We start from the raw sequence: 12,251 nt of genomic DNA, 5'->3' as shown, positions 1-12,251 counted from the left end.
ATGTGTTGGCGTTAATGGGCGATGCGCCTGTACTGGCCGATGGCACTCAGGATAACAGCCGTGACAATATTGAAAATGGCACTCTGTATAAAGATGCAAGCGATGCAGACGCTGCCAAAGCGGCTTATATTGCCGACCTGCTAGATGCCCGCGATATTTTGCAAGCAGCTTATGCTTTTGACGCAGATAATGTTGCCAACTGGTAAGCTTAAACTCTCACAAAGTTAAACCGAAAAGGCGCAAATGCGCCTTTTCCTGTTTATACTTTGTCTGTTTTTTTGGAGATAATAGATGAAAAGTTTTAAACAAAAGGCCAAGCTGTCGTTATTGGCCAGCGTCGTAGCAGTTTCTGCCTGCGTCGATGACAGCACCGATCCCTCGTCTAATGCCGTTTCAGTTGATAGCTTTGATTTTGTCGCCATGTTTAAAAACTATGCTGACAATATTATTATCCCTAATTATCAGGCGCTGGCCGATAAAGCCGGTATTATGGCCCAATCTGACGGCCCTATTGCTAACTACTGTGTCGCTATTGGAACTGCAGATGAAGCTTCGGCACTAGCCGCCGCCAAAGACGCCTGGGGCGATACCCAAGCCGCTATTGCTATATCTGAAAGCCATATTATTGGTCCAGCAAAAGATAACGATGAAGCCCTGCGCAAACGCTTAAACGCCTATCATGCCGGTGAGTTAAGCACCTGTGGTATAGATGAGGCGGTCCTGTTGGCTGATGGCGATTCAAGTTTTGATGTCGCCGAGCGCGGCCTTACCCAACGCGGTATAGGTGCGGTCGAGTATCTACTTTTTAATACTGATTTGGATCATACCTGTCCGTCCCAAGTTACCGCGACCGCAAACTGGGATGACAAAACTGATAATGAACGCAAACGTTTACGCTGCGAGTATGCTGTCGTTATCAGTAATGATATTGCCACCAACGCCAACCAACTGGTTAATAGCTGGAGCAGCGATGGCGATAATTACCGCAATACTTTTATCAATCCTGCCAACATCTCGGATACTTTATCAGCCCTATCCGATGCCATGTTCTTTATGGATGTGGAAATCAAGGATATCAAGTTAGGCATCCCTACTGGGATCAACAGCGATTGCTCAGCTATTTCATGTCCTGATAAAGTTGAGTCCCCCTACCTTCTGACATCTTTCGCCCATATACGCAACAATCTGGAGGCCTTTAAGACAATGCTGACTGGCGCTGATGGTCCTGGTTTTGATGATATTATTACGCAAGCTGGTGTCAGTGAATTGAATACCGAACTGCAAGCCAATATCACAGCTGCAATCGAGAATATCGATAGCCAGACTAACTCGCTATTTGCTGAAGCCGCTGCCATTTCCAATGCGCAGGATGAAGCTGATTGTAATAACGCCTTTACTAATCCAGAGACAACTAGCGACTTCCCTGCTTGTAATCTTTACGGCTTGATCAAATTAATTACCGATGATTTAAAAGTTGATTTTGTCGCCGCTGTTGAAGTGGATTTACCAAATCGCGCGCAATCTGATAACGACTAACTATCGAGAGACATCATGAATAACGCAAAGAAATTATTACTCAGTGCACTGATCATCAGCAGCGCCGCAGCTAGCGCTAACGAACCACTAGCACCGGCACAGGAAGAAATGTTGGTTACCGGTGGTAAAGACAGTATCCAGACTCTATCTGGCTCGGCTCACTTGTTGGATAAAACCACATTGGAACAATTTGATTTTTCTGACCTGAATAAAGTATTGGGCCAGCTACCCGGCGTCTATATTCGGTCTGAAGATGGCTACGGCTTACGCCCTAATATTGGCCTGCGTGGCGTTACCAGTGAGCGCAGCCAGAAAATCACTTTGATGGAAGATGGTGTACTCATTAAACCAGCACCCTACACGGCTCCCGCAGCCTACTATATTCCCAATATTGCTCGAATGAATGCTGTTGAAGTCGTCAAAGGTCCTGCAACCATCAAGCAAGGTCCCAATAATGTTGGTGGTGCCGTTAACTTGGTAACACCGCCTATCCCAACTGAGGCTGAAGGCTTTATGGATGCCACTGTTGGCACCGACAAATACCAGCAATATCAAATCTTTTACGGTGATACGGTGGGTGACTTTGGTTACTGGGTAGACGCCCTGCACTATAGCAGTGATGGCTTTAAAGAGATCGATACCGGTGATACCGGTTTTGAGCGCAATGATGTTAACGCCAAACTACAGTGGTCACCCGACCAGCTATGGGGTTATGAGCAGCGTTTTATTGTTAAGCTTGGCTATGCCGATGAAACCTCTGATGAAACCTACCTCGGCCAAACCAGTGTGGACTTTGATACTGATCCCATCAATCGCTATGCCGCCAGCCAATTGGATGTGTTTGCGTCAGAGCATCAGCAAATTCATTTCGATCATCTGATCACTATTTCCGAAAGCTTTACATTAAACACCAAAGTTTATTGGAATGCCTTTGAGCGCTCTTGGAATAAACTCGATGGTTTTATCGATGGCATTGCGATTCGTTCTATTGTTAGTCAGGAAGATAATAATGCTTTCCCTGAGCTTCTAGCCATTCTTAAAGGTGAAGTGGATTCCAATCCTAACCCAGCAGAAACACTTGATGTCACTAATAATGATCGCGAATACGGCTCTTCCGGCATTCAGCTTAAAGGCGATTATACTTTCCAAACCGGTGGATGGGCGCACAATCTGGAGGCAGGTTTTCGTTATCACCACGACTATATTGAACGCAACCACTTGACCCGCGGTTATCTGATGACTGACGGCATTATGGTCAATGACGATATTAATTACGGATTCAAGACCTTAAACGAGGCAGAGACCGACGCAGTGGCGGTTTTTATTCACGATACTGTTAGCTGGAAAGACTGGACCTTTAACGCCGGCCTACGCTACGAAGATATTGAAAGCGAAGCCGAAGATTTTCTAACCGGAACCAAAACAGATAAATCACAGTCGTTTACTGCGCCTGGCGCCGGCGTGTTCTGGCAGGCCTCTGAAAAACTGGGCTTTCTGGCAGGAATTAATAAGGGCTTCTCGCCAGCCGGCGCAACTGCCGGCAATGATGCCGAACCGGAAGAAGCCATCAACTACGAATATGGTTTACGCTATCAAGACGGGGGTAACCGTATCGAGCTGATTGGTTTCTTTAGTGATTACGACAATCTGTTGGGTCGCTGCCGTGCCAGTGACAGCGGCTGCAATGTTGGCGAAGAGTTTAATGGTGGCGGTGTTGAAGTGGCTGGTGCTGAAATTTTTGCTGAACTTATGCTGCCCTTTACCGTTGGTCAGATTCAGTTCCCCATTAATGTGAACTATACCCATACCAAATCGGCATTTCAGAGCTCCTTTAGTTCCAGCTTCTCTCAGTGGGACAATGTCGCCAAAGGGGATGAGCTACCTTACCTACCTGAACATGTAGGTCGCGTTCAGTTTGGCGCCGTAGCGGTGGATTGGGAAGCCTTTATCGCCATTAGTTACCAAAGCGAAATGCGTGATGAAGCAGGCCGCGGTAGCTTCGACGATGCCTTGACCACCGACTCATTGACCACCGTCGACCTTTCAGCTTCTTGGCAGGTTCACCCGCAATGGCTGGTTCAGGGTTCTGTGGATAATGTGCTAGATGATGAAGCCATTGTCTCATGGCGCCCGTTTGGTGCCCGTCCTAATAAACCCCGCAGCGCTCGCTTGCGCGTAACGTACTCTTTCTAATGAGTAGTGCGGGAAGGTATTAGCGTTTTGGATGCCTTGCTGCAGAGCCTGTCGGCTCCGCTCGACTACTTCGTTGAGCCGGGTCGACGCCTTTACTGGCTATTTATTCTCAGCGCGCTATTACTGGCTTCTTTGGCAATCACACTGCAAAACCGCAAGTTTGATATTAAAGCCCAATTAGTCGCACTGTTTAATCGTCATTACTGGTTCAATCGTTCCACTGCGATAGATACAGGGCTGGTCTTTATCAACAGCAGCCTTAGAATCGTGCTACTGGTACCTCTACTGGGCAGCCATTTGGCAGCCACTATTTTTGTCGGTGGGCTATTGCAATCCTACTTTGGTGACGCCCCTACTTTTGCGTTACCGCTGCTGGCTATCGGTTTTCTCTATACGGTGAGTTTTTTTGTCGTTGAGGACCTAAGTCGCTTTAGTCTGCATATGGCGATGCATAAACTGCCCTGGCTTTGGCATTTTCATCGGATTCATCACTCAGCGACTACACTGACCCCCATTACCGTTCATCGGGTCCATCCGATTGAAATGACGCTGTACTATCTTAGAGGTCTGATTGTGTTTGGCGGGGTTAGCGGAGTGTTTCTCTACCTGTTTCGAAGCGACCTCAATGGCTGGACCATTTTGGGCGTCGACTGTCTGGGCTTTCTCTTTAATGCTGTTGGCGCTAATCTGCGCCACTCCCATATTCGCTTATCGTTTGGATTTTTTGAACGATGGCTAATCAGCCCGGCCCAGCATCAGGTACACCACTCCTCGGCGCCGGAACACCGAGATAAAAATCTCGGCACTTGTCTGGCGTGTTGGGATAGACTAGCTAACAGCTGGATTGCCGGCTCAGCCAAACAACAACTTAACTTTGGCCTAGGCAAACAAGCGTTTCAGTTAGAGCCCGAACACAAGAAAAAGAGGTTTATTCCTTATAAATGGCCGCTCAACAGGCATAAAAAAACCGCCTGAAGGCGGTTTTGAGCTTTTAATAACTTATTCTGCTGCTGCCGCCTCTTTAATCAGAGTTTGCAATTCACCCTTCTCAAACATCTCACAGACAATATCGCAGCCACCCACTAATTCACCAGCCACCCACAACTGCGGAAAGGTTGGCCAATTAGCATAAATCGGCAAGTTGGCGCGAATTTCTGGGTTGGATAGAATATCAACAAAAGCGAAACGCTCACCACAGGACATCAGCGATTGCACCGTACGAGCTGAAAAACCGCACTGCGGCTGATTTGGGGAGCCTTTCATATAGAGGATAATCGAGTTGCTCTCAATTTGTTCTTTAATTGTTTCCATTATGTCCATTGGGCATACCTTAAAATCGAAATGCCGCCGCAGCGGTAAATATTGAATTCAATAAACGGACGGCATTGTAGCCTGATTTGCTGCATTTTACCCGACTAAATCAGTCTGATTTAGTCAAGATTTGATAAAACATCACACCTCAGGCCAGAATGGAGCGAATTTAGGAAGCCCCGCATTGTCGTTAGAATCATTGCCAAACCCTAATCATAGCTATACTATTGGTCTTTAAATCAGGCAGCTCTAGCTGCCTTTTTGCGTTTTTGACGCTTACTTCCAATCATGCCAAGACTTGAGAATATAAAGGACAAAGCAGTGACCGCCGTTATGAATACCTATGGTCGGCTCCCAGTGAGTTTTAGCCAGGGCGACAATGTCTATCTTTACGATCAGACAGGCCGTCAATATCTTGATGCCATCAGCGGCATTGGGGTGAATGCGCTCGGGCATTCACATCCGGCGGTGAGTGCGGCGATTAAAGATCAGGCTGATCGGCTTATTCACACTTCTAACTTATACGGCATTGAACGCCAGCAGCAGTTGGCAGAATCACTCTGTGCTGCTTCCGGCATGGAATCCGTGTTTTTCAGTAACTCTGGCGCGGAGGCCAATGAAGCGGCAATTAAAATCGCCAGACTCTATGGCCACAACAATGGTATTGAGTTGCCACAGATTATTGTGATGGAAAATGCTTTCCACGGTCGCACTATGGCAACATTAACCGCCTCCGGCAGCCGTAAAATTCAAGCAGGCTTTGAACCTTTGGTCAGCGGCTTTCTGCGCGCACCCTATGGCGATATGGCAGCGCTGAACACTATCGCCCAGAGCAATAGCGATGTGGTGGCGGTACTGATCGAACCGATTCAAGGTGAAGGCGGCGTGAATGTCTTACCTGAACATTTTATGCCTGAGCTCAGAGCTCTGTGCGATCAACAGCAATGGTTAATGATGGTTGATGAAGTACAGACCGGCAATGGTCGCACCGGTGAATATTTTGCCTACCAACACCACCGGCTATTACCCGATGTGGTCACTACCGCAAAAGGACTGGGTAACGGTTTACCCATTGGCGCCTGCCTTGCTCAAGGCAAAGCGGCGGCAACCTTTGGCCCGGGCAATCACGGCTCAACCTATGGTGGCAACCCTTTGGTTTGCGCTGCCGCGCAAGCCGTAGTAACAACGATTGCCGAGCAAAAATTATGTGACAACGCCAAAACCATCGGCGACTGGTTATTACAAGGTTTTAACGACCAGCTTGGCGATAAAACCCTTGTTCAAGATATTCGCGGTCAGGGCTTGATGATTGGCATTGAGCTTACCCAGCCTTGCGCCGAATTGGTTGACCGAGCTCGGGAAAAAGGTCTGTTAATCAATGTGACCGCTGGCAATGTGATTCGGCTGCTACCACCGTTAATTATTAATCAGGCACAGGCTGAGATTGTACTGACCACTATCGTCGACATTGTTAACCAGTTTGCTGAGGCTCATCGATAACAGCCGACGCGTCAACCTAGTCGCTATTTAAACCAACATTAGATAAAACAAATCTCATGGCAACCAGACACTTTTTAACCTTACTTGATTTATCTCCCGCAGAGCTAAGCACTTTGATCAGCCGAGCTATTGCCTTAAAAGCCGAGCTTGCCAACGGCGGCCACAACGAGCCTTTTAAAAATAAAGTGCTGGGCATGGTGTTTGAAAAATCTTCGACTCGTACTCGCGTTTCCTTTGAGGCCGGCATGGCGCAGTTTGGCGGCCATGCTATGTTTCTGTCGCCGCGGGATACCCAGTTGGGTCGCGGTGAACCGATCGAAGATAGCGCCAGAGTACTCTCGTCAATGGTGGATATTATTATGATCCGCACCTTCGGCCATGAAATTATTGAACGCTTTGCTCAGTACTCAACGGTGCCGATTATTAATGCACTGACAGATGACTATCATCCCTGCCAACTGCTGGCCGATATGCAAACCTTTGCCGAACATCGCGGCAGCATTCAAGGCAAAACTGTCACCTGGGTTGGTGATGGCAACAATATGTGCCAGTCCTATATTAATGCCGCCAGACAATTTGATTTTGAGCTGCGCATTGCCTGCCCGGAAGGTTTTGAGCCTAATAGCGATCTGGTTAACGCCAATAAAGATCGAGTCACCATGCTGCGCGACCCAGTTGAAGCCGCCAAAGATTCTCACCTCTTGGTGACCGATGTCTGGGCCTCTATGGGTCAGGAACAACAGCAGGCACAACGCATTAAGCAATTCGCCGGCTATCAACTCAATGACCGGCTATTATCCGTTGCCGCTAGTGATGCGCTGTATATGCATTGTCTGCCAGCACACCGTGGCGAAGAAATTAGCGCAGAGTTAATGGACCACCCCGATACCGTTATTTGGGCTGAAGCTGAAAACCGCTTGCATGCACAAAAGGCCTTAATGGAATTATTGCTCAATCAATAAGGACCGAATGCTGTGCTCAAGATTGATCGTATCCAATGCCACTACGGCAACCACTCGGTACTCAACGATGTTAGCTTTCATGTTAATAAAGGTGATATCAGCTGTCTGCTAGGGCCTAGCGGCTGCGGTAAAACAACCGCGCTTCGCGCTATCGCCGGATTTCAACCGCTTGCCAGTGGCAGCATCACACTGGGCGATCGACTACTAAGCAGCAGCAATTTCCAACTGGAACCAGAACAACGACAGATTGGCATGGTGTTTCAAGACTTTGCCCTGTTTCCGCACCTGACGGTCGGCGACAATATCCGCTTTGGTATTCAAAAATTAGCCGAACTGGAACAAGATACAATGGTTAGTAGCTTATTGGACCTGATTAAATTAGAGACCGTTGCTAACCGATTCCCCCATGAATTGTCTGGTGGCCAACAACAACGGGTAGCACTGGCACGGGCACTGGCACCCAGCCCTCGCCTACTCTTACTGGACGAACCGTTTTCCAATCTGGATGTCGATCTCCGTCGCCATTTAAATTTGGAAGTGCGAGATATTCTAAAAGAAGTCGGCACTAGCGCGATTCTTGTTACCCATGATCAGGAAGAGGCGTTTGCCTTTGGCGATCATATTGGTCTTTTGCATGAGGGCCGACTGCAACAATGGGATACGCCTTTTAACCTCTACCACGAACCCTGCAACCGCTTTGTCGCCAATTTTATTGGCCAGGGCGGCTTATTACCGGGCATGAGTATTGACCAACACCGGATTAAGACCGAGCTTGGCGTTATTACCGGCAACCGCGCTTACGATTGGCCAACGGATACGCCGGTTGATGTATTACTGCGCCCCGACGATATTGTGCTCAGCCCCGACCATGGCATTAGCAGCACTGTGGTGAAGAAGATCTTTTCCGGCAGCGCCACTCTCTATACACTGCAACTACCTACCGGCAGTTTGGTGGAATCTCTGTTCCCAAGTCACCACGATTATAATGTCGGTGATACGGTTAATATTGAGGCCGAAGTGGAGCATTTGATTGCCTTCACACCAGACAAATAAAATCCTGAGAATCTTCACAGCGATAAACTTCTTTGAAATATAAAAAATATTTTTCGCGCTATAAAAAAGATCTATTCAACCATTTTTTTTGTGAATTATTACCATCACTGGGCCCACAGGTTAGTGGTTACAGACAGAGCTATTTACTCACATTTTATCCACAGCTTCTCCTCAGAATTTTGCCCTTGCAATAAGCCCAAAACCGCATTATCTTGTATAAAGTTTTTCGCAAACCCCAATATATAGGGGTGTAGTGGTGCTGGTAACCGTAAGAAAGCTAACCAAAGGACTGCAAAAGGACCACCGGAGTTAGTGCTTGCCAACCCATATAAGTCGAAGAGCAGAGGGGAGAAAACAGAAAGGCCATTTTTTGCAGTATCTTTTTGCTCAAAAGCCGAGTATGTGCGTGGATTCAACAAGATGAAAAAACCGGTGTAGTAGATGTAGCTATTGGCACCCACTGTTTTTTGCTTGGCTGAGCTAATTTTCAAATCGTGCTTCGATGATTTGATAGGAAGCTGTTAACAGACAAGTTTAAACCCAGCTATTTCGTCTTAGTTAGTCTCACCTCAATAATAAAACCTTTAAATACGCTGAGCTAACCACTGCCGACCGCAGTGTCCGGAGAAGATATGCAAACCGAAGTAGAAGATAATAATAATGCCGTACCCCCTACAGCAGCAGCTACATCATCCGCAACACCCACGGCTGAATTACAAGCCACCGCTCCAGGACAATTACGCGTTATAAAACGCAATGGTACCGTCGTTAGTTATGACGACAGTAAAATTACTGTTGCAATCACCAAAGCCTTTTTAGCCGTTGAAGGTGGCACCGCTGCAGCTTCATCGCGTATCCACGAAACCGTAGAAAAACTGTCTCAGCAAGTTAGCGCCATCTTTAAGCGTCGTATGCCCTCCGGCGGCACTATACATATCGAAGATATTCAGGATCAGGTTGAGCTGGCGCTGATGCGTAGCGGTGACCACAAGGTCGCGCGCGACTATGTACTTTACCGCGAGGAACGCCGCCAACAGCGTGAAGACAAAGCCTCTGCCGAACCGAACAAGGCGCACCCAACGATTAAAGTCAGCAACCCTGACGGCAGCCAAACCGCTCTGGATCTTGGCCGAATGGAAGTGATTGTTGGCGAAGCCTGTGCTGGGCTTAAAGATGTTGATGCACAGCATATTATTGATGAAGCACTAAAGAACCTGTACGACGGTGTGCCCGCCAAAGATGTCAATACATCACTGGTTATTACCGCTAGAACACTGGTTGAGAAAGAGCCTAACTACACTTATGTCACCTCTCGCTTACTGCTCGACAATCTGCGTGCAGAAGCCCTGCCCTTTTTAGGTATTGCCGATAGTGCAACCCAGACCGATATGGCCACCTTGTACCCCAAGGCCCTTTCAGCATTTATCAATAAAGGGATAGAGCTAGAACTGCTAGCCCCCAACCTGCTGGATTATGACTTGGATAAACTGGGTCAAGCCATAGACGCATCCCGCGACCTGCAGTTTAACTATCTCGGCCTGCAAACCTTATACGACCGCTACTTTATCCACAGCGATGAAGTCCGTATCGAATTGCCACAAATCTTCTTTATGCGGGTCGCCATGGGTCTGGCTCACCGCGAGGAACAAAGAGAGGAGCGAGCGATTGAGTTCTACCGTCTACTGAGCTCTTTTGACTATATGAGCTCAACACCGACACTGTTTAATGCCGGGACCTTGCGCCCACAATTATCCTCATGCTACCTGACCACAGTCCCCGATGACTTGCATGGTATTTATGGTGCCATTCAGGACAACGCCATGCTGTCAAAATGGGCCGGCGGTTTGGGCAATGATTGGACTCCGGTCCGTGCTTTGGGTGCTTATATTAAAGGCACTAACGGCAAGTCTCAGGGTGTTGTGCCGTTCCTGAAGGTGGTTAACGATACCGCTGTTGCGGTCAATCAGGGCGGCAAGCGCAAAGGCGCAGTCTGCGCCTACCTTGAAACCTGGCATATGGATATCGAGGAATTTGTTGAGCTGCGTAAAAACACCGGCGATGACCGTCGCCGTACCCACGATATGAATACTGCTAACTGGGTACCCGATTTGTTTATGAAGCGTGTATTTGATGACGGCGAGTGGACGTTGTTCTCACCCAATGATGTTCCCGATCTGCACGATTTATATGGTGACGCGTTTGAAAAAGCCTACACCGCCTATGAAGCGCGCTGTAAAGCCGGTGACTTCCCGTTATTTAAAACAGTTCGGGCACAGGAACTTTGGCGCAAAATGTTGGGCATGCTGTTTGAAACCGGCCACCCGTGGATCACCTTTAAGGATCCTTGCAATATTCGCTCTCCGCAGCAACATGTTGGCGTGGTGCACTCTTCAAACCTGTGTACTGAAATTACCCTTAACACCAACAAAGATGAAATTGCTGTGTGTAATCTGGGCTCGGTTAATCTGGCTCAACATACGGATGAAAACGGTCTTAACTTGGAGAAGTTGGCAAAAACCGTTAAAACTGCAGTACGTATGTTAGATAACGTTATCGATATCAACTACTACTCAGTGGGTCAGGCAGAAAAATCCAATATGCTGCACCGCCCTGTTGGTCTTGGCCTAATGGGCTTCCAAGACGCGCTATATAAGCAGCATATTGCCTATGGCTCTGATGATGCCGTGACTTTTGCTGACCGCTCAATGGAGGCTATTAGCTACTTCGCGATTCAGTCTTCTACTGAGCTGGCCGAGGAGCGTGGCAGCTACACCAGCTTCGACGGTTCACTTTGGAGTCAGGGCATTTTACCGATCGACTCGGTGAAAAAGCTGGTTGAAGAACGCGGTGAAGACTATATCAACGTTGATCAGTCACAAACACTGGACTGGAATTCACTGCGCGCTCGAGTACAAGACAAGGGCATGCGTAACTCCAACGTGATGGCCATTGCACCGACGGCAACCATCGCCAATATTACCGGCGTTGCACAATCGATTGAGCCGACTTATCAAAACCTGTATGTGAAATCTAACCTATCCGGTGAATTCACCGTGGTTAACCCACATTTGGTTAACGACCTCAAAGCTCGCGGACTGTGGGACAACGTGATGGTTAACGATCTTAAATACTATGAAGGCAGTGTGCAGCAGATCGATCGTGTCCCAGCAGACTTAAAAGCCATGTACGCCACCGCCTTTGAAGTTGAGCCACGCTGGATTATTGATGCGGCAAGCCGTCGTCAAAAATGGATCGATCAGGCGCAATCGCTGAACCTGTATATCTCCGAAGCCTCGGGTAAAAAGTTAGATATCACTTACCGGATGGCTTGGTACAGCGGTCTTAAAACCACCTATTATCTGCGCGCGCTAGCGGCCACCGGCACTGAGAAATCAACGATTGATACCGGCTCGCTAAACGCCGTATCGTCTGCTGCAACAGCACCTGCGGCCGCCGCCGCATCAGCAGGACCAGCACCGGTACCTCAAGCTTGCTCACTGGATGATCCGGATTGCGAAGCCTGCCAGTAAGCTAAGATCCATCAATTGACATACCCCGCCAAGGCGGGGATAAAAAATAGAACACGACACCTTAGGGGTAAGTAAAACATGCTGAATTGGGATGAATACCACGTCGAAGAAAACGACAGCAAAATGCCACCGCCTGCAGCACAGCAAGTGGCTACACCAGAAGTTG

At 48.1% G+C, this 12,251-nt stretch carries 10 protein-coding genes; 8 read left to right on the top strand and 2 right to left on the bottom strand.

Going from position 1 to position 12,251, the window contains the following annotated elements:
• The 4 genes from AACP44_RS06705 to AACP44_RS06690 form a co-directional block, all read left to right on the top strand.
• A partial coding sequence (locus AACP44_RS06705; RefSeq protein ID WP_339339705.1) for a hypothetical protein occupies positions 1-206 on the top strand: 206 nt, incomplete at its 5' end.
• Positions 207-291: 85 nt separating this feature from the next.
• On the top strand, positions 292-1,536 hold the full coding sequence (locus AACP44_RS06700) for an imelysin family protein (RefSeq protein ID WP_339339704.1): 1,245 nt from the start codon (positions 292-294) through the stop codon (positions 1,534-1,536).
• Between the two features lie 15 nt (positions 1,537-1,551).
• Complete coding sequence (locus tag AACP44_RS06695) at positions 1,552-3,729, top strand: TonB-dependent receptor (RefSeq protein ID WP_339339703.1); 2,178 nt, start codon at positions 1,552-1,554, stop codon at positions 3,727-3,729.
• Positions 3,730-3,756: 27 nt separating this feature from the next.
• Positions 3,757-4,704 carry a sterol desaturase family protein gene (locus AACP44_RS06690; protein ID WP_339339702.1) on the top strand — a complete coding sequence of 316 codons (948 nt, stop codon included), beginning with the start codon at positions 3,757-3,759 and terminating at the stop codon, positions 4,702-4,704.
• 24 nt (positions 4,705-4,728) lie between these two features.
• Here AACP44_RS06690 and grxD read toward each other — a convergent pair whose 3' ends face one another.
• The gene (gene grxD, locus AACP44_RS06685; RefSeq protein WP_339339701.1) at positions 4,729-5,049 is read right to left on the bottom strand and encodes a Grx4 family monothiol glutaredoxin; all 321 of its coding nucleotides are present in this window, start codon (positions 5,047-5,049) and stop codon (positions 4,729-4,731) included.
• Positions 5,050-5,328: 279 nt separating this feature from the next.
• Here grxD and AACP44_RS06680 point away from each other — a divergent pair, with 279 nt between their 5' ends.
• From AACP44_RS06680 to AACP44_RS06670, 3 genes are read left to right on the top strand one after another with little or no spacing between them, the layout of a single operon-like run.
• On the top strand, positions 5,329-6,540 hold the full coding sequence (locus AACP44_RS06680) for an aspartate aminotransferase family protein (RefSeq protein ID WP_339339700.1): 1,212 nt from the start codon (positions 5,329-5,331) through the stop codon (positions 6,538-6,540).
• Between the two features lie 56 nt (positions 6,541-6,596).
• The gene (argF, locus tag AACP44_RS06675; protein WP_339339699.1) at positions 6,597-7,502 is read left to right on the top strand and encodes an ornithine carbamoyltransferase; all 906 of its coding nucleotides are present in this window, start codon (positions 6,597-6,599) and stop codon (positions 7,500-7,502) included.
• Positions 7,503-7,514: 12 nt separating this feature from the next.
• Positions 7,515-8,555 carry an ABC transporter ATP-binding protein gene (locus tag AACP44_RS06670; protein ID WP_339339698.1) on the top strand — a complete coding sequence of 347 codons (1,041 nt, stop codon included), beginning with the start codon at positions 7,515-7,517 and terminating at the stop codon, positions 8,553-8,555.
• A 143-nt stretch (positions 8,556-8,698) separates the two neighbouring features.
• Here AACP44_RS06670 and AACP44_RS06665 read toward each other — a convergent pair whose 3' ends face one another.
• Positions 8,699-9,046 carry a hypothetical protein gene (locus AACP44_RS06665; RefSeq protein ID WP_339339697.1) on the bottom strand — a complete coding sequence of 116 codons (348 nt, stop codon included), beginning with the start codon at positions 9,044-9,046 and terminating at the stop codon, positions 8,699-8,701.
• Positions 9,047-9,187: 141 nt separating this feature from the next.
• Here AACP44_RS06665 and AACP44_RS06660 point away from each other — a divergent pair, with 141 nt between their 5' ends.
• A complete protein-coding gene (locus AACP44_RS06660) occupies positions 9,188-12,085 on the top strand; it encodes a ribonucleoside-diphosphate reductase subunit alpha (RefSeq protein ID WP_339339696.1) in 2,898 nt (965 codons plus the stop codon).
• The last annotated feature ends 166 nt before the right edge of the window (positions 12,086-12,251 follow it).

It is taken from the genome of uncultured Oceanicoccus sp. (genome assembly GCF_963968385.1).
Classification (GTDB): domain Bacteria; phylum Pseudomonadota; class Gammaproteobacteria; order Pseudomonadales; family Dasaniaceae; genus Oceanicoccus.
Note: the sequence above shows the minus strand (reverse complement) of the source record. Positions and strands in the feature narration are given on the sequence as shown.